Source organism: Allokutzneria oryzae (assembly GCF_042429765.1).
Lineage (GTDB): Bacteria > Actinomycetota > Actinomycetes > Mycobacteriales > Pseudonocardiaceae > Allokutzneria > Allokutzneria oryzae.
Window position 1 is genome coordinate 150,086 of sequence record NZ_JBHLZU010000026.1, and the last position, 20,020, is coordinate 170,105.

Annotated in this window: 19 protein-coding genes; 12 read left to right on the forward strand and 7 right to left on the reverse strand. The window is 70.8% G+C overall.

Going from position 1 to position 20,020, the window contains the following annotated elements:
- Positions 1-62: 62 nt before the first annotated feature.
- Complete coding sequence (locus tag ACFFQA_RS29180) at positions 63-296, reverse strand: Lrp/AsnC ligand binding domain-containing protein (RefSeq protein ID WP_377859209.1); 234 nt, start codon at positions 294-296, stop codon at positions 63-65.
- A 97-nt stretch (positions 297-393) separates the two neighbouring features.
- On the opposite strand from ACFFQA_RS29180, the gene ACFFQA_RS29185 reads away from it, so the two are divergent.
- Together ACFFQA_RS29185 and ACFFQA_RS29190 are read left to right on the forward strand one after the other, a co-directional pair.
- A complete protein-coding gene (locus ACFFQA_RS29185) occupies positions 394-1,362 on the forward strand; it encodes a thiamine-phosphate kinase (RefSeq protein WP_377859211.1) in 969 nt (322 codons plus the stop codon).
- Positions 1,363-1,419: 57 nt separating this feature from the next.
- A complete protein-coding gene (locus tag ACFFQA_RS29190; protein ID WP_377859213.1) occupies positions 1,420-1,896 on the forward strand; it encodes a GNAT family N-acetyltransferase in 477 nt (158 codons plus the stop codon).
- A 12-nt stretch (positions 1,897-1,908) separates the two neighbouring features.
- Here ACFFQA_RS29190 and ACFFQA_RS29195 read toward each other — a convergent pair whose 3' ends face one another.
- Complete coding sequence (locus ACFFQA_RS29195; protein ID WP_377859216.1) at positions 1,909-4,032, reverse strand: DUF4132 domain-containing protein; 2,124 nt, start codon at positions 4,030-4,032, stop codon at positions 1,909-1,911.
- Positions 4,033-4,211: 179 nt separating this feature from the next.
- Between ACFFQA_RS29195 and ACFFQA_RS29200 the strand changes: the two genes are divergently transcribed.
- The 4 genes from ACFFQA_RS29200 (at position 4,212) to ACFFQA_RS29215 (ending at position 6,422) form a co-directional block, all read left to right on the forward strand.
- Entirely contained in the window at positions 4,212-4,733 is a 522-nt protein-coding gene (locus ACFFQA_RS29200) for a gamma carbonic anhydrase family protein (RefSeq protein WP_377859219.1), read from the forward strand.
- 446 nt (positions 4,734-5,179) lie between these two features.
- Complete coding sequence (locus ACFFQA_RS29205; protein ID WP_377859222.1) at positions 5,180-5,545, forward strand: hypothetical protein; 366 nt, start codon at positions 5,180-5,182, stop codon at positions 5,543-5,545.
- A 25-nt stretch (positions 5,546-5,570) separates the two neighbouring features.
- The gene (locus ACFFQA_RS29210) at positions 5,571-6,245 is read left to right on the forward strand and encodes a uracil-DNA glycosylase (RefSeq protein WP_377859225.1); all 675 of its coding nucleotides are present in this window, start codon (positions 5,571-5,573) and stop codon (positions 6,243-6,245) included.
- 36 nt (positions 6,246-6,281) lie between these two features.
- Positions 6,282-6,422 carry a hypothetical protein gene (locus ACFFQA_RS29215; protein WP_377859228.1) on the forward strand — a complete coding sequence of 47 codons (141 nt, stop codon included), beginning with the start codon at positions 6,282-6,284 and terminating at the stop codon, positions 6,420-6,422.
- Positions 6,423-6,538: 116 nt separating this feature from the next.
- On the opposite strand, the gene ACFFQA_RS29220 is transcribed toward ACFFQA_RS29215, so the two are convergent.
- A complete protein-coding gene (locus ACFFQA_RS29220) occupies positions 6,539-6,676 on the reverse strand; it encodes a hypothetical protein (protein ID WP_377859231.1) in 138 nt (45 codons plus the stop codon).
- 75 nt (positions 6,677-6,751) lie between these two features.
- Positions 6,752-6,943, reverse strand: a complete 192-nt coding sequence (gene rpmB / locus ACFFQA_RS29225; RefSeq protein ID WP_086825447.1) for a 50S ribosomal protein L28 — start codon at positions 6,941-6,943, stop codon at positions 6,752-6,754.
- A 209-nt stretch (positions 6,944-7,152) separates the two neighbouring features.
- On the opposite strand from rpmB, the gene ACFFQA_RS29230 reads away from it, so the two are divergent.
- Positions 7,153-8,787 (forward strand): fatty acid kinase ATP-binding subunit FakA, encoded by a 1,635-nt coding sequence (locus tag ACFFQA_RS29230; protein WP_377859234.1) that lies wholly within the window; start codon positions 7,153-7,155, stop codon positions 8,785-8,787.
- 49 nt (positions 8,788-8,836) lie between these two features.
- On the forward strand, positions 8,837-11,074 hold the full coding sequence (gene recG, locus ACFFQA_RS29235; protein ID WP_377859237.1) for an ATP-dependent DNA helicase RecG: 2,238 nt from the start codon (positions 8,837-8,839) through the stop codon (positions 11,072-11,074).
- An 18-nt stretch (positions 11,075-11,092) separates the two neighbouring features.
- On the opposite strand, the gene ACFFQA_RS29240 is transcribed toward recG, so the two are convergent.
- Entirely contained in the window at positions 11,093-11,377 is a 285-nt protein-coding gene (locus ACFFQA_RS29240) for a DUF6355 family natural product biosynthesis protein (protein ID WP_377859240.1), read from the reverse strand.
- A gap of 153 nt (positions 11,378-11,530) precedes the next feature.
- Between ACFFQA_RS29240 and ACFFQA_RS29245 the strand changes: the two genes are divergently transcribed.
- Positions 11,531-12,382, forward strand: a complete 852-nt coding sequence (locus ACFFQA_RS29245) for a hypothetical protein (protein ID WP_377859243.1) — start codon at positions 11,531-11,533, stop codon at positions 12,380-12,382.
- Here the strand turns inward: ACFFQA_RS29245 and ACFFQA_RS29250 are convergent, their stop codons facing one another.
- Positions 12,383-13,447: a DUF8189 domain-containing protein gene (locus tag ACFFQA_RS29250; RefSeq protein ID WP_377859246.1), complete on the reverse strand. Its 1,065-nt coding sequence runs from the start codon at positions 13,445-13,447 to the stop codon at positions 12,383-12,385.
- Positions 13,448-13,702: 255 nt separating this feature from the next.
- On the opposite strand from ACFFQA_RS29250, the gene ACFFQA_RS29255 reads away from it, so the two are divergent.
- From ACFFQA_RS29255 to ACFFQA_RS29265, 3 genes are read left to right on the forward strand one after another with little or no spacing between them, the layout of a single operon-like run.
- A complete protein-coding gene (locus ACFFQA_RS29255; protein WP_377859249.1) occupies positions 13,703-17,080 on the forward strand; it encodes a pyruvate carboxylase in 3,378 nt (1,125 codons plus the stop codon).
- Positions 17,081-17,132: 52 nt separating this feature from the next.
- Positions 17,133-17,951, forward strand: a complete 819-nt coding sequence (locus ACFFQA_RS29260) for an arginase family protein (RefSeq protein WP_377859252.1) — start codon at positions 17,133-17,135, stop codon at positions 17,949-17,951.
- The gene (locus tag ACFFQA_RS29265) at positions 17,948-18,673 is read left to right on the forward strand and encodes an SDR family NAD(P)-dependent oxidoreductase (RefSeq protein ID WP_377859256.1); all 726 of its coding nucleotides are present in this window, start codon (positions 17,948-17,950) and stop codon (positions 18,671-18,673) included. The genes ACFFQA_RS29260 and ACFFQA_RS29265 overlap by 4 nt, the downstream gene beginning before the upstream one ends.
- Here ACFFQA_RS29265 and ACFFQA_RS29270 read toward each other — a convergent pair.
- The gene (locus ACFFQA_RS29270) at positions 18,658-19,971 is read right to left on the reverse strand and encodes an MFS transporter (RefSeq protein WP_446681693.1); all 1,314 of its coding nucleotides are present in this window, start codon (positions 19,969-19,971) and stop codon (positions 18,658-18,660) included. The two genes, ACFFQA_RS29265 and ACFFQA_RS29270, sit on opposite strands and share 16 nt — an antisense overlap.
- Between the last annotated feature and the right edge of the window lie 49 nt (positions 19,972-20,020).

Consider the following 20,020-nt stretch of genomic DNA (forward strand, 5'->3'; position numbering starts at 1 on the left):
ATGCGCGGGGGACGAGGCCGGTCCCGGGGGCGGCTCCCGGCGACCGTCGTCGACAGGAGGTGCTAGAGGTGCACCACGGGACAGGTCAGTGTCCGGGTGATGCCCTCGACCCCCTGGATGCTCGCCACCACGAGCTGGCCGAGCTGGTCGACGGTCTCCGCCTCGGACCTGACGATCACGTCGTACGGACCGGTCACGTCCTCCGCGGTGATCACGCCGCTGATGGTGGCGATCTCGGCGGCGACGGCTGCTGCCTTGCCGACCTCGGTCTGGATCAGGATGTATGCCTGGACCACGGCGTGCCCCTTCGTCTTGAGCTGTCTGCACGGGGTAGGAACGTGCTCGGAAAACTACCCCAGTCAGGGGTCGGGGTGCTCAGGGTCGGAGGTGGGTGTGCGTCCGGAACCGCCGCATGACGCGGAGACGGTCGCCGGCCTCGGCGAGTTCGGGCTCATCCGCAGGGTGACCGAGGGCCGGACCCAGCCACCCCCGACCCTGCTCGGGCCCGGCGACGACGCCGCCGTGGTCGCGGCACCCGACGGCCGGGTGGTGGCATCGACCGACGTGCTCGTCGAAGGCGTCCACTTCCGTCTGGACTGGTCCAACCCCGAGCACGTCGGCCGGAAGTCGGTCGCGGTGAACCTCGCCGACATCGTGGCCATGGGCGCGGTGCCCACCGGAGTCCTCGTCGGGCTCGCCTGTCCGGCCGACACCACCGTGGAGCTCGCCGACGGGCTTTTCGCCGGGATGTGGCAGGAGGCGGGCAACGCGGGCATCGGCGTCGTGGGCGGCGACATGGTCACCTCGGACACCTTGGTGATCTCGGTCACCGCGCTCGGTGATCTTGAGGGCAGGGCGCCGGTGACACGGTCCGGGGCGCGACCCGGCGACGTGCTCGCCTACGCGGGCCGCCTCGGCTGGGCGGCAGCCGGACTGGCCGTGCTCGGCCGTGGTTTCCGTTCTCCGGTGGCGGTTGTCGGCGCCCAGCGGGTGCCGGAGCCGCCTTACGCGGCGGGCCCGCAGGCGGCTCGCGCGGGGGCGACCGCGATGCTCGACGTCTCCGACGGGCTGCTCGCCGACCTCGGCCACATGTCACGCGCCTCTGAGGTCGCGATCAACGTCCGCACCGAGGGTTTCGAGGTGCACCAGCGCCTGCTGGACGTGGCCTCGGCCCTGGGCGCGGACCCGCTGCACTGGATGCTCACCGGAGGCGAGGACCACGCGCTCGTCGCGGCCTTCCCGACTCCAGGGCAGGTGCCGGACGACTGGCACCCCATCGGCTGGGTCGGCAAGGGCTCCGGGGTGACGGTGGACGGCAGGCCGTACGAGGGGCCGACCACCGGGTGGGAACACTGGCGCTGAGTGATGATGCAACAAATCGTATTCCTATCCACATGCCTGGTCGCATAGGGTGCGGCCATGGATTTGCGCGTCGTGAGCTATGACCATCCCGATGCCGTGAAGCTGATCGCGGAGGTCCAGCAGGAGTACGTCGTGCGGTACGGCGACGAGGACGTCACCCCGGTCGACCCGGCGGAGTTCGCGCCCCCGCTGGGGCTGTTCGTGGTCGGCTACCTCGACAAGGTGCCCGTGGTCTGCGGTGGATGGCGCGCGCACGACAGCGACGACCCGCAGTTCCAGGACGGGGACGCCGAGATCAAGCGCATGTACGTGGTGAACAGCGCGCGCGGCCGTGGACTGGCCAAGCGCATGCTCAGCGAGCTGGAGCACACGGCGCGCGCCGCCGGTCGGCGGCGCATGGTGCTGGAGACCGGGACCAAGCAGCCGGAGGCGATGTCCCTCTACAGCGCCAACGGGTACGAGCGCATCCCGAACTTCGGCGCTTACAAGGACCACCCGCTGAGCCGCTGCTACGCCAAGTCGATCGCCGACTGAACCGCGCGGTCGTCACCGCAGCTGCCCGGCGATGGTCGGATCGGTGATCGCGGTGTCCTCGGCGAGCAGGAACGCCTTGCCCAGCACGAGGTTCAGCATCCGGTCCCCTTCGAACGGCAGCCGGGCCAGGCCGTCGACGTCCTTGGCCTGTCGGGGAAGGACGCAGAGGTACTGGTCGTTCGGGGTCATCAGGACGTTGCCCGAGCCGAGGTGGATGCGGTAGCTCCGCAGGTCTCCTCGGACCTCAAGGAACCGGTCGGTGACCGTGCAGCGGTCGGCGATCGCCAGCCGCGGCACCACCCGGCGCACCACCTCGCGACGTGTCAGCGCGGTGGTCGACAGCTCGCCGAAGCCGTAGGAGTCCCAGTACTCGCGGTAGCAGGTGTCCGCGCCGTCGTCCTGCCAAGCGGGGTCGTTGCCGATGCTCGCGCCGTCGACGAACAGGTCGACATCGCGCAGCACCTCGCTCAGTACCAGTGGCGGGACATCGGCCAAGGGCAATGGTTCCGCGAGCTCGTCGTTGACGTCGTCCCACTGCGCGTACCCGCGGCCCGGCGCGTACGCCACGTTCTCCGGCGCCTGGATCGGGTAGAAGCGGATGTGCTCGGTTTCGACGTAGTGGTAGCTGCCGGAGCGCGTCACCCCCGCGTCGTGGTCCTCGCCGAGGCCGTCCACCCAGAACTCCGCGCGCAGGCCCCACTCCGGCAGCTCGCGCACGGTGGGAGGACAGCTCACGTCGACCGTCGACCGCGGTTGGTTGCTCCACCCGCGCGCGGCCGTCAGTGCGTGGAACTGCCGCTGTTTCAGGATGTGCGCGGCGAAGCGGGTTGAGTACAGCCCGGTGTTCCGCTCCGCTTCGGTCAACGGGTAGACCTCGCGGTGGGCCTGTTTGAACGGCTGCACCACGCCTTGTTCCGCGAGGAGCTCTCGCCACTCCAGGACTTCGTCGGTGTCGTGGTCGATCGGGTGCCACAGGGCGACGTCGTCTGACGGGCGCGCGTGTACCGGCTCGCCGTCCAGACCGCGCAGTTTGCCGTCGTAGTACACGCACGGCGTCACGCCGACGATCCAGATCAGCCTGCGGGCGATCGTGCCGACCAACGGGTGGTCCAGGTATCGCGTGCGCCACTGGTCGAAACGCCAGACGCGGTGCTCCAGGAACAGGAGTTCCAGGCGCGCCTTCTGCTCGGCGAGTGCCTTGTCGATGTCCTTGATGCGCGCGCGGAGTTCGTCGGCGTGGTCGTCGCGGACGCTCGCGGGAACGGACTTCGTCGCCGTGCCGGTGTTGTCGCGCCAGATCGCGCGTACGCGTGTCGGTTCGACCAGCAGTTCCACGCGCGCGTCGCCGATGTCCTGAACGCCCCGGCCGATCGTGGTGAGCCCGTGGTGCGGGACGGCGATCTCGTCGATCTCGGCCCTGGTGATGCCCAGCGCGTCCGCCTTCGCCTGCAACGCCCGGTCCAGCTGGCGGAGTGTCGCCTTGTAGGTGATCCGGCTCGCCAGCCGCACGAGCTCGGCGAGCGCGGGGTCACTGTCCAGTGTGGAGAGAACGTGCACGGCCGCGCCCGCCACCCTGGCGCCGCGCGGGCCGGTGCGCCCTTCCCGGACGAGCGCTCCCTCCACGACCGCGCCCAGCAGACGCGGACTGGTTCCCTCCTCCGGGGCGACCGTGCGCAGCCACAGCAGCCCGCGGACGGCGTTGTCGTTGTGCTCGTGGGTGCGTCCGGGTGGCGCCGTGGCGTAGCTGGTGAGCCAGCGGTCGGTCCTGGCGAAGACCTCGTCCGCGCCGAGGGAGTCCAGCAGCTCACGTGCCCGCGTCCGCCACTTCCTGGCCGGGCGGGCCGAGGTGAGCGCCAGCGCGTGTCGGAGCAGCTCCTCCCAGCACCGCGTGTGCTCCGGCACCATCACGGCGACCTCCGCGATCGCCTGGTCGGCCCAGGGCTCGCCGGGGATGAGCACCGGGGGCCGTTGGGGCGCAACGGCTTCGGTGGGCGGGTGGCCAACGGCCAGCCTGCCGCGGGCGTAGGCGAGAACCCGCCCGGGCACCGAACCCAGCCGCGCCAGCCAGGTGCCCAGCCACATACCTGAGCGGGGCAGCTCGGCGCTTTCCGGGTTGTCCGAGAGTCGTGTCAGCACGTGTTTCACCGCCTCCTGCGCGTGGGTGGACCAGTGCCGCCGTCCGGACCGAGCTCATCGCGGGTTCGTCGCGCGTCAGTCAGCGTCCGTTCGCCGTCATCGCTGGTGGACTCAGGTCGTCAGCACGGGACCGACGGTAGCCAGGGGGTCTGACACTGAGTGGCCGGATACTGTGCGACATGGCCATTTACGCTCTCGGTGAGCTCGAACCGGACGTGCATCCCGATGCCTACGTGCACCCCGATGCCACGGTGATCGGCAACGTCGTGATCCGCGCGCACGCCTCGGTGTGGCCGCAGGCGGTGCTGCGCGGTGACTACGGAAGGATCGAGGTCGGCGAGCGCACGAGCGTCCAGGACGGCACCGTGGTGCACTGCACGCCGATCCATCCGACGCTGATCGGCGCGGAGTGCGTTGTGGGGCACAACGTGCACATCGAGGGAGCGACCATCGGCGACCGCTGCCTGATCGGCTCCGGCTCCGTCGTGCTCAACGGCGCGGAGGTCGGCGCGGGCGCTGTCGTCGGTGCCGGTGCGGTGGTGTCCTTCGGCGTACAGGTGCCCAGCCGCCGCATGGCACTGGGTGTTCCGGCGCGGATCCGGGAGAACTTCGAGGTCGCCGAGGACACAGTGGACATTCCCGTCGCGATGTACGTGGCGAACATCCTCGAGTACCGGAACAAGCTCCGGAGGTTGGACTGATCGACCAGCCGCTGCTCGACCACGTCCTTGAAGAGAACAACAGGCTGCCAGGTGAAGGAAGTGACAGGTTCGTCGTAGGACGGCCGGAAGAGGTCGCGGTGGCGGCGGCCGGTATCACCGCTGCCAGCGCTGGTCGGTTTGACGAAGCGGTCGCACTGCTGGCGCGCGTTGACTACGAGCTTGCGGAGCTTCGCGACCCCGTGCACGGGACCTTCTACCTAGTGCGCGAAACAGCGGCTTATAAGCGGTGCTGGGGTTCCTACTACCTCCGTCCGGTCGTTGTGCGTGATGTGGTGGTAGAGGTGCCGCATCCGCGCTTCGACAAGTACACGCCGGACTTCGGTGTTGAGGCCTTTCACCGATGTCAGGCGTCCGCGCTCCTTGTCGCCGGAACGCATCGGTATGCCAACGGTCGGCCGCACAACGGGAGGGAGCCGTTGTCGGACATGGCGCGGAATCCGAGCAGCCTCTTCCAAGCAGTGCACAAGCAGCTGAGCACCGCGAGCACGCATGTGTTGCAGTACCACGGTTTCGTCGAGGGCGGCTATCCCGATGTGGTGCTCAGCAACGGCAGCGCGCAGCCGCACGGCGAGCTTCACCGCATCGCGCAGCGGATGACCACCGCGGGCGTGCGCGCGGAGGTGTTCGACGGGGAGAACTGGCCTTCGGTCGGGGCCACGAAGAACCCGCAGGCCAAGCACACCAGGGAGATCGGCGGGCGGTTCTACCACATGGAGCACCAGCCGCGGGTGCGCGACGACGCGTGGCTGCGCACGGCCATGGTCGAGGCGGTAGCGGCCGAACTCGGCTGAGTGCGGACCGATATCGTCACGGCCCGTGGCTGGACGACCGTTGAACGAGATCATGGATGCCGGTTGGGCGAAGGCGCTCGCACCGGTCGAGGACCGCATCACCGCGATGGGCGAGTTCCTGCGCCAGGAGATCGCGGCGGGCCGGGAGTACCTACCAGCGGGGGAGAACGTGCTGCGCGCGTTCCAGCAGCCCTTCGACGACGTGCGCGTGCTCATCGTCGGCCAGGACCCCTACCCGACGCCGGGGCACGCGGTCGGGCTCAGCTTCTCGGTCGCGCCTGGCGTGCGCCCGCCGGCCAGCCTGATCAACATCTTCAAGGAGTACCAGCAGGACCTCGACCTGCCGCTGCCCACCAGTGGTGACCTGTCGCCGTGGGTCGACCAGGGCGTGCTGCTGCTCAACAGGGCGCTGACCGTGGAGCCCCGCAAGCCCGCCGCGCACCGTGGCAAGGGCTGGGAGGAGATCACGGAGCAGGCCATCAGGGCGCTGGCCGAGCGGGACAAGCCCCTGGTGGCGATCCTGTGGGGCCGCGACGCGCGCAACCTGCGGCCGATCATGCCGAACGTGCCGTGTGTGGAGTCCGCGCACCCGAGCCCGATGTCGGCGCACAACGGCTTCTTCGGTTCGCGGCCGTTCAGCAAGGCCAACCAGCTGTTGGAGGAGCAGGGCGCGCAGCCGGTCGAGTGGAAGCTGCCATAACGGGCAACCGGCGCGATCTGCTGCTTGTGGTGAGCGGTGTCGAAGTCTCGGTCTTCGGCACCGCTCACCACCCTCGCGCTGGTGTTCTCGCTCACCGGGCACGGCCTTTCACGGTCGCCGCGGTTGGTCCCCGTGCTGGTCGATCCGGTGCTCGCGGTGTTGATCGCGTTCTGCTAGCCCGAGCGCGGTGCCGCGGTCGTGCTGCTGGCGGGCTGGGTGGCCCTCGGGATCACGTCGGCCTGCTGGGGCCCGGGGAAGCTGCTGGCCAACCGCATCGGCGCGCGGGCGACCGGTCAGCGGGCGTTGCTGAGGTCGCTCGGCGTCGGCGGAGTGCTCATGGGAGTCGCGCTGATCGCGGCCGACGCGGTGCCGAATGTGGTGGTGGCGTGCGCCAGGTCACCGGCTCGGCGGCCGCGGCCGTGGTCGCCCACCGCGTCGCGGCACGGCGAAAGACCCGGGTGGACTGAGTCCGACCCGGGTCTTTCGCGCAGCTCAGAGCGAGTGCGTCAGCCTCGGACGACCTTGCCGGCCTTGAGGCAGGAGGTGCACACGTTCAGACGCTTGCGCTGCGAGATGCCGATCTTCGCGCGCACGGTCTGGATGTTCGGGTTCCACCTGCGGTTCGTCCTCCGGTGGGAGTGCGAGACCGACATGCCGAAGCCCGGCCCCTTGTTGCAGACGTCGCACACGGCAGCCATGTCGGGCGCTCCTTCAACCGTTGTCGTGCAATGAGAACGTCAAGACCCAGGTGTAGGTCTTGGCATGAGGCCGTCCACCATCGACTCGGATATCCGAGTTGGACAGCCCGCACAGGTTATCCCGAGTCGGTCCGCGCATCCAAACCGCCCCCGTCGGTACGCTCCGATGCTGGTGATCGCCGACCACGTTCGAGCTGGCTGACGCGGGGATGGTGCGGGTGCTGGGAGTGCTGGACGCCGCTGCGGTGCGCCGATGGGCCGTGACCTGCGTCGACGCGCTGGACGCGAGCCGCGACGAGATCGACCGGATCAACGTCTACCCGGTCGCCGACGCCGACACCGGGACCAACCTGCTGCACACCATGCGCGCCGCGCTGGAGGCGCTGGTCAGGGCCGACGCGGCGGAGGACGCGGGCACCGCGGTCGCCGCGCTGGCCAGAGGAGCGCTCGCGGGCGCCCGCGGCAACTCGGGCGTGATCCTGTCCCAGGTGCTGCGCGGGCTCTCCGAGGAGTGGTCGGGCGCGGCGACGGCAGGTGGCGAGAGCATCAGGAAAGCGCTGCTCAGGGCCGATGCGCTCGCGGTGGCCGCAGTGGCCGACCCTGCTCCGGGCACGATTCTCACGGTGCTGCACGCGGCCGCGGCCGCGGCGCGCGACTGCCCTGGTGACGACCTCGGCGACATCGTGGTCGTGGTCGCGCGGGCCGCGGCCGAGGCGCTGGCCGAGACCCCGCGGCAGCTCTCCGCGCTGGCCAGGGCGGGCGTGGTCGACGCGGGCGGTCGTGGGCTGGTGGTGTTGCTCGACTCACTCGCCGAAGTGGTCACCGGCGAGCGCTTCGAGCGTCCCGCGGGGCCGCGGCGCGTGCCGCGCCTGGCGGAGGACCTGCACGCGGAGCGCGAGGGCGGCTCCACCGACTTCGAGTACGAGGTCATGTACCTGCTCGACAGCAGCGACAACCGGCGTACTACGAAGCTGCGCGCGGAACTGGCCGCGTTGGGCGACTGCGTGTCCGTGGTCGCCGACGGCGCTCCGGACGGAGCGGGGCTGTGGACCGTGCACGTCCACTGCAACGACGTGGGCGCGGCGGTGGAAGCCGGTGTCGAGGCGGGGCGTCCGCACCGGATCACCGTGGTGCGCTTCGCCGACCAGGTCGAGGCTGCGCCGAAGCACTTCGTGCGCGACCGCGCGGTTGTGGCAATTGTGGACGGAGAAGGCATCGCGGAGCTGTTCCGGGGTGAAGGCGCCGTGGTGGTCACCGTGCCGCCCGCGCAGGCGTTGGACACCGCGGACCTGCTCGCCGCGATCAGCGGCAGCCGCGCCGCACACGTGGCGCTTTTGCCCAACTCCACGCATCTCACCGCCGTGGTGGACGAAGCGTGTGCACAAGCGACCCAAGCCGGACAGGACGTCGTCGCGGTTCCCACGGCCTCGGCGGTGCAGGGCCTCGCCGCGCTGGCGGTGCACGATCCCGCGCGGCGGCCGGGTGACGACGTGGTGGCGATGGCGGAGGCCGCCGCGGCGACGAGGCGCGGTGAGCTGCTGATCGCCCAGCGGGAGGCGCTGACCTGGGTCGGCCGCTGTCAGCCCGGGGACGTGCTCGGCATGGTGGACGGCGAGGTCGTGCTGATCGAGCCCGCCGCGGCGGTCACCTCGGCGGCGTGCCGACTGGCCGACCGGATGCTCGCGGCGGGCGGGGAACTGGTGACGGCGGTGCTGGGGGCCGGTGCCCCGGACGGCGTCGCCGAGGCGCTGGCCGACCACCTGCGGCACACCCGGCCCGAGGTCGAGCTCGCCGCGTATCCCGGCGGGCAACCCGATGCGGTCCTGCTCCTGGGCGTCGAGTGAACTGGGCGTCGGATGAACACTGTCGGTGGGAGGCGATTGAATGGTGTCGATGGCTTCCTGGGACGACAAGCTGGACCGGCTGCTCGGCGCGAAGACCGCCAAGGCGCTGGAGTCCGCGCTCGAACTGACCACCGTCGGTGACCTGCTGCGGCACTACCCGCGGCGCTACGCCGAGCGGGGGGAGCTGACGCGCATCGCCGACCTGGTGATCGGCGAGCACGTGTCGATCATGGCCGAGGTCAGGTCGTGCTCGACCCGGCGGATGGTGAACCGGCCGGGCGACATCACCGAGGCGGTGCTCACCGACGGCCGCGCGCAGCTGACGATCACCTTCTTCAAGCAGAAGCACCACCAGGCCAAGCTCCTGCCGGGTACGCGCGGGATGTTCTCGGGCAAGGTCTCGCAGTACAAGCAGAAGCTCCAGCTGACCCACCCCGACTACAAGCTGCTCGGTGACGGCGAGGAGGGGGACGGCTCGGCGTTGCAGGAGTTCGCCAGCGGGCTCATCCCGGTCTACCCGGCGACGAAGGACCTCCAGACCTGGACCATCGCGAACTGCGTCCGGCAGGTTCTGGACCAGTGGGACGGCGTGGCCGACCCGGTGCCGGAGGAGATGCTCGCCGAGGCGGAGCTGTCCGGGTTGTCGGAGGCGCTGCGCCGCATCCACCAGCCGAACAGCTGGGCCGAGGTCACCCGCGCCCGCCAGCGGCTCAAGTGGGACGAAGCCCTTGCGCTGCAACTGGTCTTCGCGCAGCGCAGGCACTCCGCGGTGAGTCGTCTCGCCCCGAGGTGCCCGTTGCGGGGGGACGGGGTCGCCGCGGCCTTCGACGCGGTGCTGCCGTTCACGCTGACCGACGGCCAGCGCGAGGTCGGCGAGCTGATCTCGGCGGACATGTCCACCGACCACCCGATGAACCTGTTGCTGCAGGGCGAGGTCGGTTCCGGCAAGACGCTCGTGGCGCTGCGGGCGATGCTCCAGGCGGTGGACGCGGGCCGTCAGGCGGCGATGCTCGCGCCGACCGAGGTCCTGGCGGGCCAGCACGCCCGGTCGCTGCGGGAGATGCTGGGCGACCTCGCCCGCGCCGGTGAGCTCGGAGCGCCGGAGACGGCGACCAGGATCACCCTGCTGACGGGGGCGATGGGGGCGAAGGAGCGCAAGCAGGCGCTGCTGGACGCGGCCTCCGGCGCCGCTGGCATCGTGATCGGGACGCACGCGCTGATCCAGGACCGGGTGAGCTTCGCCGACCTCGGCCTGGTGGTCGTCGACGAACAGCACCGCTTCGGCGTCGAGCAGCGCGACGCGTTGCGCACGCGCGCTGCGAACGGCGGTAGCCCGCACATCCTGGTCATGACCGCGACGCCGATCCCGCGCACGGTGGCGATGACCGTCTACGGCGACCTGAAGGTGGCCGCGCTGCGCGAGCTGCCGAAGGGGCGCTCGCCGATCTCCACCTCCGTGGTGCCGGTCGCGGAGAAGCCCGCGTGGCTGGACCGCGCGTGGCAGCGCATCCGCGAGGAGGTCGCCAAGGGCCACCAGGCGTACGTGGTCTGCCCGCGCATCGGCGAGACCGAGGGCGATGAGGACGAGGCGCCCCCGAAGAAGAAGGCCAAGAGCGCCAAGGAGGCGAAGGAACCCAAGGAGCCCAAGGAGCCCAAGGGTGAGAGCGACCGTCGCCCGCCGCTCGCGGTGATGGACGTGGCGCCGGGGCTGGCAGGCGGCCCGCTGCGTGGTCTCCGGATCGGCGCGCTGCACGGCAAGCTCCCCACCGACGAGAAGGACGCGGTGATGCGGGCCTTCGGCGCGGGCGAGCTGGACGTGCTGGTCGCGACCACCGTGGTCGAGGTCGGCGTGAACGTGCCCAACGCCACGGTGATGGTGATCATGGACGCGGACCGGTTCGGCGTGAGCCAGCTGCACCAGCTGCGCGGGCGGGTCGGCCGGGGCAGCGCCGCCGGGCTGTGCCTGCTGGTCAGCGAGATCCCGGCGAACACGACGACCAGGCAGCGCCTGGAGGCGGTCGCGGCGACCACCGACGGCTTCGAGCTGGCCCGGCTGGACCTGGAGCTGCGCCGCGAGGGCGACATCCTCGGTTCGGCGCAGTCGGGAACGCGGTCGACGCTGAAGATGCTGTCGCTGCTGGAGGACGAGGACGTGATCGAGGCCGCCCGGGTGGCCGCCGACGACGTCGTCGCGGCCGATCCCGAGCTGCTGAACCACCCCGGGCTCGCCGGAATGGTCTCCGACCTCATCCACGAGGAGCACGCGGAGTTCCTGGAGAAGACCTGACGCTCGCCGTGGCGAAGATCAGCAGCGTAGGCCGATGTACCAGGCGTTCTGGATTCTCGAGACCGCGCCGAGGAAAGTCTCGCCGGGCCCGACGCACCGCACCACCCCATCCTCGGTCCTGTAGTCCACGAGGATCTTGATCCAGCTGCCGTCGCTCGTGCAGTGGTTGTACCAGGCACCATCGCCTGCTTCGAAGTAGCCGCAGGGTGAATAGGCCGTAGTGGCCTGCGAGTTCGCGGAGGCTGTCGGTGCCAGTGTTGTGACTGCCAAGGCGACCGCTGCGATGACGGGGGCGATTCTCATGTTTCACCTTTGCTGAGTGTTCGTGGTCTGCCGGGAATACTGAAGAAGGTGGTAAGCGCGGTTGTCAACGCGCTTCAAAGGCAAACTTGTCACGTTCTTGTCTCGCTCGAAAAGGGCGGGCGTCGAGGCCGGGTTCTGTGGTGCGATGAGCGCGTGGACCACGAGGCGAACCGACCCTTCCGGTGGGACCTCGTGCGCCCGGACCAGCTGGGCACGCTGCTGGACGGGACGGAGCCGCCGGACCTGTGGTTCCTGGACGAGCTGATCGACTGCGCGGCGAAGGTGCTGGCGCGCAGCGCGGACGGGGAGATCTACTTCGTCGGCCGCTCGGCGGACAGCGTTTTCGACTTCCTCAGCGGAGCGCTCGCGGGCACGGACCGGGCGCAACGACTGCACCAGTTGCCGGTATCGCTCAGCGCGATCAACGCCTGGACGGGGTTCCTCGACCAGCAGGAGACAGAACGCTTGCGCGCCAACATGTCCGCGTCGGGGCTCACACCGCATCGGCTCGCGCGAGGACGCCGCCCGGCCGTGTTCGTCGACATCGTGAGCAGTGGCGGAACGTACGAGTGCCTTCATGGGGAACTGCGTCGGTGGATCTCCGACGAGCGCGAGACCTGGGACGTCATCCGGCGCAAACTCCGCTTTCTCGGCCTCACCTGCCGAAAGCGGACGAGCCCGAACACGTTCCGCTGGCAGCAGCACGCTGAATGGACCGAGGAAGTCCCGGCGAGCGCGATCGGAAACGTCTCACTGGACGCCGGTGTCTACAGCTACTTCGCCGACCGCCAGACGAAACTGACGCGCTCGTTCGCCCGGTGGTTGTGGGCCGATCCGAACGCCACGACCCCCGACCACAGCCAGCACACCCGGCAAGCCCTCGCGGAGGCCGTCGCGCTGGTCGAAGCCGGTCGAAACAACCGCGACCGCCTGGTCAGAGCCATCGCCGCCGAGCCCGCGTTCGCCGAGCCGTGGCTGCGCGCGGCGGTCAACCAGCTCCGCTGACTACTCGCAGCGGGAGCTGGCGGGGCCGTCGAGAACCTGCGCCGGGCCCCACGTCCCACCGGGTGTGGTCTGCTCGCGGAACGTGATCGCCTCACCGGCCGGAGCGAGCGTGAACAACCCCAGCCGTCCATCCACAATGGACGTCACGCTGGGCGAGCACACCGCGCTGGAGCCGTCGAAGGTCTGCCACGGGCCCCAGCCGGTCGCGGTCTCCTTGCGGTGCTGCACGCTGCTCGCGTCGCGGCCGACCACGAACACCTCCAGGCGGCCGTCCGCGTTGTGCCCCACCGATGGCCGCCCGCTCACCGGCTCGGAGAGCACCGACCACCCGTCGCGCAACTCGTGCACGCGCTGGTCGGCCGTCACGAACACGACGACACCGCTGGGCGTCGAGGCCGCGACGGGGGAGTGCGCGTCGGTCGGGCCGCCGAGCGGGGTCCACTGGCTCCACCCGGCGGGCGTCTGGGTCCGTCCCATGAGCTGTCCGGAGACGGTGGTGAACACCCGCAGCTGACCGTCGCCACCGCGAGCGACCGCGGGCAGCCCGGAACCCTCGCCGAACTCCTCCCACGGGCCCCAACCGGAGCCGGAGCGCGCTCGGTGCAGCAGCTTCGTCCCACCGGTCGCCACGGCGAACAGGTCGGTCGCGCCGTCGGCGATCACCGGGACCGAGGCCGCGCGGCCAAAGTCCGACCACTCGCCCCACGCCCCGCCGGGGAGCTGGGCGCGGTGCCGGATCCGCTCGTCGCCCTTGCCGTCCCGGTGGTCGAGCGCGAACACCTCCAGCAGGCCCGCCGCGTTCCTGACCACCGCCGGGGCTCCCTCAGTGGGTCCGCCGAAGGCCTCCCACGGTCCCCAGGAGCCGCCCGCCAGCTCCCGCCGGTGGTTCAGGACGGCGTTGCCCGGGCCGGGCGCGAAGACCTCCGACAGCCCGTCCGCACCGGTGGCGACCGCCGGGCTCGTCGTCGCCGAGTAGAGGGGGTACCCGGCCTCGGCTGGGACACCGACCAGCCCGAGGACCAGCGCCGCGGACAAGGCAAGGGCTCCACGTGACGTGAATCGCATCTCTTCTCCACCGTGCTGACGCTCGACCCCGCGAGCGGGTCTTCGGCCGAAGGTCCGACCGATGGGGTAGCCGCCTCGGCCCGCGAGAAAACCAGAGATGTAGTCCGTGACCGGAACCACAGCCCGTCGGCAGTCGCGAAGGTCCGGCGAATCGATCAGGATGAAGTCCGTCACCTGGGACGACCCTCCCGTACGGCGGGAGACGACGATACGGTGCCTCGACCGACCCCGAGGCACGACCCGTGAGGAGCCGGCATGTTCGCGAAGGTCCTCGTCGCCAACCGAGGAGAGATCGCCATCCGGGCGTTCCGCGCCGCCTACGAGCTGGGCGCGGGAACGGTCGCGGTGTTCCCGCACGAGGACCGCAACTCGTTGCACCGCCTCAAGGCGGACGAGTCCTACGAGATCGGTGATCCCGGCCATCCGGTGCGCGCCTACCTGTCGGTCGCCGAGGTCATCAAGGCCGCGCGCAAGGCGGGCGCCGACGCGATCTACCCCGGCTACGGCTTCCTGTCGGAGAACCCGGACCTCGCGCAGTCCTGCGCGGACGCGGGCATCACCTTCGTCGGCCCCACTGCCGAGGTGCTGGAGCTGACCGGGAACAAGGCGCGGGCCATCGCCGCGGCGCGCGCGGCCGGGCTGCCGGTGCTGGAGTCCTCCGAGCCCTCCTCGGACGTCGACACCCTGCTGGCCGCCGCCGAGGACATCCGCTTCCCGGTCTTCGTCAAGGCCGTCGCGGGCGGTGGCGGGCGCGGCATGCGCCGGGTCGAGGAGCCCGCGGCGCTGCGGGAGTCCCTGGAAGCCGCCATGCGCGAGGCCGAGTCCGCCTTCGGCGACCCCACGGTCTTCCTGGAGCAGGCCGTCGTGGAGCCCCGGCACATCGAGGTGCAGATCCTCGCCGACGCCAAGGGCAACGTGATCCACCTCTTCGAGCGCGACTGCTCGGTGCAGCGGCGGCACCAGAAGGTCATCGAGATCGCCCCGGCGCCCAACCTCGACCCGAAGCTGCGCGAGCGGATCTGCGCCGACGCGGTCGCCTTCGCCAAGCACATCGGCTACGTCAACGCCGGAACCGTGGAGTTCCTCGTCGACCGCGAGGGCAACCACGTCTTCATCGAGATGAACCCGCGCATCCAGGTCGAGCACACCGTGACCGAGGAGGTCACCGACGTCGACCTGGTGCAGTCGCAGATGCGCATCGCCGCCGGGGCCACGCTGCCGGAACTCGGGCTCACCCAGGACGCGGTCCGCCTGCGCGGCGCGGCGCTGCAGTGCCGCATCACCACCGAGGACCCGGCAAACGGCTTCCGCCCGGACACCGGCCGCATCACCGCCTACCGCTCGCCGGGTGGCGCGGGCATCCGGCTCGACGGTGGCACCGCGCACGCGGGCGCCGCGATCAGCGCGCACTTCGACTCGATGCTGGTGAAGCTGACCTGCCGGGGCCGCGACTTCGCCGGAGCGGTCCGCCGCGCCCGCCGCGCCATCGCCGAGTTCCGCATCCGCGGCGTGTCCACCAACATCCCGTTCATCCAGGCGGTCCTGGACGACGACGAGTTCCTGGACGGCCGGGTCACCACCGCGTTCATCGAGCAGCGCCCGCACCTGCTGACCGCGCGGCACTCCGCCGACCGCGGCACCAGGCTGCTGACCTACCTCGCCGACGTGACGGTGAACAAGCCCAACGGCGCTCGTCCGTCCACTGTGGACCCGGTGCAGAAGCTGCCTGCTGCCAACCTCCTGGACGCCCCGGCCCCCGGCTCGCGCAACAAGCTGGTCGAGCTCGGCCCGGAGGGCTTCGCGGCCTGGCTGCGCTCCAACCCCGCGGTCGGCGTCACCGACACCACCTTCCGCGACGCGCACCAGTCGCTGCTGGCGACCCGGGTGCGCACCAAGGACCTGCTCGCGGTCGCCCCGCACGTCTCGCGGATGACCCCCGAGCTGCTGTCGCTGGAGTGCTGGGGCGGTGCGACCTACGACGTGGCGCTGCGCTTCCTCGCCGAGGACCCGTGGGAGCGGCTGGCCGCGCTGCGGGAGGCCGCGCCGAACATCTGCCTGCAGATGCTGCTGCGCGGGCGCAACACCGTGGGCTACACGCCGTACCCGGAGGCGGTGACGCAGGCCTTCGTCGAGGAGGCGACGGCAACCGGCATCGACATCTTCCGGATCTTCGACGCGCTCAACGACGTCGAGCAGATGCGCCCGGCGATCGAGGCCGTGCGCGACACCGGGACCGCGCTCGCCGAGGTCGCCCTCTGCTACACCGCCGACCTCTCCGACCCGTCCGAGCAGCTCTACACGCTGGACTACTACCTCCGCCTCGCCGAGCAGATGGTCCGGGCGGGGGCGCACGTGCTGGCGATCAAGGACATGGCCGGGCTGCTGCGCCCACCCGCCGCCGCCACGCTGGTCACGGCGCTGCGCTCGGAGTTCGACCTGCCGGTGCACCTGCACACCCACGACACCGCGGGCGGTCAGCTGGCCACCTACCTCGCCGCCATCCAGGCCGGTGTGGACGCGGTGGACGGCGCCGCGGCGTCCATGGCCGGAACCACCTCGCAGCCGTCGCTGTCGGCGATCGTGGCCGCGACCGACCACACCGAGCGCGCCACCGGGCTGGACCTCCAGGCGGTCTGCGACCTGGAGCCGTACTGGGAGGCCGTGCGCCGCGTCTACGCGCCCTTCGAGTCCGGGCTCGCCTCGCCGACCGGCCGCGTCTACCACCACGAGATCCCCGGCGGGCAGCTGTCGAACCTGCGCCAGCAGGCCATCGCGCTCGGCCTCGGCGACCGGTTCGAGGAGATCGAGTCGACCTACGCCGCCGCCGACCGCATGCTCGGCCGCCTGGTCAAGGTCACCCCCTCGTCCAAGGTCGTCGGCGACCTGGCGCTGCACATGGTCGGCGCGGGGGTGGAGCCCGCCGACTTCGAGGCGGAGCCGGGCCGGTTCGACATCCCGGACTCGGTGATCGGCTTCCTGCACGGTGAGCTCGGCAACCCGCCGGGGGGCTGGCCGGAGCCGTTCCGCGCCCGCGCCCTCGCGGGCCGCTCCGCCCCGCGCCGCGTCGCCGAGCTGACCGACGACGACCGCAGGGGCCTGGAGACCGACCGCCGCAGGACGCTCAACCGGCTGCTGTTCCCCGGCCCGGCCAAGGAGTTCAACGCCCACCGCGACGCCTACGGCGACACGAGCGTGCTGCGCAGCAAGGACTTCTTCTACGGCCTGCGACCGGGCGAGGAGTACTCGGTCGACCTGGAGCAGGGCGTGCGGCTGCTGATCGGCCTTGAGGCGATCGGTGAGGCCGACGACCGGGGTATGCGCACCGTGATGGCCACGCTCAACGGCCAGCTCCGGCCGATCTCGGTCCGCGACCGCTCGGTGGCCGCCGACATCCCGGCCGCCGAGAAGGCCGACCGGTCCAACCCCGACCACGTGCCAGCGCCCTTCGCCGGTGTGGTCACGGTCGCGGTGGCCGAGGGCGACCAGGTCGACGCGGGCCAGACCGTGGCGACCATCGAGGCGATGAAGATGGAGGCGGCGATCACCGCGCCCAAGGCCGGCCAGGTCAAGCGGCTGGCGATCGGCAAGGTCCAGCAGGTCGAGGGCGGGGACCTGCTCATCGAGCTGACCTGATCGAACGCTCACGAAGAGCCCGGCGGTAAATCGCTACTGCCGGGCTCTTCGCGTGTGCAGACTCGGGGATGTGCAGATCCACGCGGTTCCCCAGTTCCAGGGCGCGCTCGTCGAGCGCCGGTCCGGGCTGCCGCCCGGCTGCCGCGCGCTGGCCGGGCTCGCCAGTCGCGTCCTCGACGTCGACGTGCGCGAGGTCCCGGTGCGCACCGACACCTCACCCACCGTCGGCGGGATCGCCAACCACGCGGTGCTGCTCGACCACCAGGAGGCGCAGCGCGCGGTGCTGTCCGATGTGGACGGTCCGGTTCTGACGATCGGCGGGGACTGCGCTGTCGACCTCGTGCCGGTCCAGCTGCTCGGCTCCGAGACGTCGGTGTTGTGGTTCGACGCGCATGCCGACCTCAACACCCCGGAGTCCTCACCGTCCGGCGCTTTCCACGGCATGGTCCTGCGGTCGGCGCTGGGGGAGCGGCGGGCGGTGCTCGCGGGCGCGCGCAGCATCGACGACGGAGAACGACCGCTGCTCGGCGCCGGTACCGACGGAAGACCGGTCACCCTGGTGGAGTGCGCCGATCTGGAAGCCGATGAGGACATCATCGGCATCACTCTGGACCTGCTGGGAAACCGGGAGGTCTACCTCCACATCGATCTGGACGTGTTGTCCCCCGAGGAGTTCGGCGGCATGACGTATCCGGAACCGGGCGGGATCGGCGTGGCTCTGCTCGCCGAGCACGTCCGGCGGCTCAGCCCGGGGTGGACGGTCGTCGGGGCGGCGGTCACCGAGTGCGTCACCACGGACGACGCCGAGCTGGCCACGCTCGTCCCGCTCCTGGAAGCGATCGGCGAAGTACTGGAAACGGAGAAGCGATGACACGCACGGCAGTGGTCACCGGCGGAGCGACCGGCATCGGCAGGGAGGTCGCGGCGCGCTTCGCCGCGGAAGGCCTGGATGTCGTGATCACGGGCCGCCGGGCCGAGCTGCTCGCGGAGGTGGCGAAGGAGATCGGCGCGCGCCCGGTCGCCTTCGACGCCACCGACCCCGAGGCCGTGACCGCCGCGCTGGCCGAGCTGCCCGAGCGGGTGGACGTCCTGGTCAACAACGCGGGCGGCAACACCGACCGGGGCGCGACGCCCCCGGCGGAGGGCGACCTCGTCGCGCTGCGCGCGGCCTGGCTGGCCAACATCGAGGCGAACCTGATCAGCGTGGTCCTGGTGACCGAGGCTCTCCGTCCGCGCCTGGTCGACGACGCCCGCGTCGTCACGATCGGTTCGATCGCGGCACGCCGGGGCGCGGCGGGCTACGGCGCGGCCAAGGCCGCCGTGGAGGCGTGGACCGCCGGGACCGCCGCGGAGCTCGGCAAGCGCGGCATCACCGTGAACGTGGTCTCGCCGGGCCTGATCGAGGAGACGGAGTTCTTCGGCGGAACCCTGTCCGAGTCCCGCAGGACGATGCTGGTCGACCAGACCATGAACGGCCGCGCAGGCGTTCCGGGTGACGTCGCGGCGGCGGTGGAGTTCCTGTGCTCACCGGAAGCGGGCCACATGACCGGCCAGATCCTGCACGTCAACGGGGGCGCCTACCTCGGTCGCTGAGGCCAGCGGGGGTGCACGCGGTCGATGGCGAACTCGTGCGTGTGCACCCACCCGCGCCCGGTCAGCACGGCGTCCCGCAGGTGCGGGTCGCCCGCTTCGAGGTTGTCGTGCACATGCTCCACAGTGGACGGATCGTGCATCGGCCACACCCACAGCGCGAAGACCACACCGAAGGCCGCGACCCCGCCCAGCACCAGCAAGGTGCTCGGCATCCCCACCCACGCGCCGAACAACCCTGCGAGCAGGTACGTCACCAACCACCCGCCGTGCGACACGGTGAACTGCGCGGCGAACAACATGGGCCAACCCCCGGGCGTCGCCGAACGCCGCACGAGCCGCCCCACAGGCGTCTGTACCGCAGCGCAGCCAACACCGAGCGCGGCCCAGGCTCCGAGCACTACTGCCCACGACATGTGGAGCAGTGGCGCGCTCACGGCAAGCACGAACACCAGTACACAGCCGCCGCCGAGCATCACGCGTCGCTCACCGAGTAGCGATAGCACGCGAGGCAGCAGCAGCGCGCCGAGAATCGAACCTGCCCCGTAGGCGCCGAGCGTCAACGCGACGAACGAATCGGTCAGCGCCAAGTCCTCACGCACGACCACGACAGTGTTGACGAGCACCATCGCTCCGGCCGCCGAAGCCGCGAGGTTGAGCCCCACAAGCGCCCGTAACCGCGGTGTGGCGAGGTACACCCGCAGTCCGCCAACGGGCTTCCCTTCTCGCGCTACCGGCTTGGGCAACACGACGCTCAGCACCAATACCGCCGACCCGGCGAAGCCGATCGCGGTGCCGACGAACAGCTGACTCGGACCGACCACCGTCAACAACGCCGCCGCGAGCACGGGGCTCACCAAGCTCTCCAGCTCGTAGGCCAAGCGCGACAGCGACAACGCGCGCGTGTACTCGTCCTCATCGGTGAGCACGGTGGGAACAGTGGCCTGGAACGTTGGCGTGAACGACGCGGAAGCGGCTTGCAACACGATGATGAGCGCGTACACCTGCCACACGTGCGTGACGAACGGCAGCGCGAGAGCTACGACTGCCCGCAACACGTCCATCGCCACCAGGAACGCCCGCCGAGGCAGCCGTTCGGCGAGCGCGGTGGCCAGCGGCGCGAAGAACACGTACGCCACCATCTTGATCGCCAGCGCGACACCGAGCACCGCGCCCGCATCACCCCCGGCGAGCCGGTGCGCCAGCAACCCGAGCGCGACGGTCGCCAGCCCGGACCCGACGAGCGCGATCACCTGGGCGACGAAGAGCCGCCGATAAACGCGATTCCCGAACACACCCACGAGCGGCAACATACGTCGTAAAACCCATTGCGACGACGGTGCAAATGCC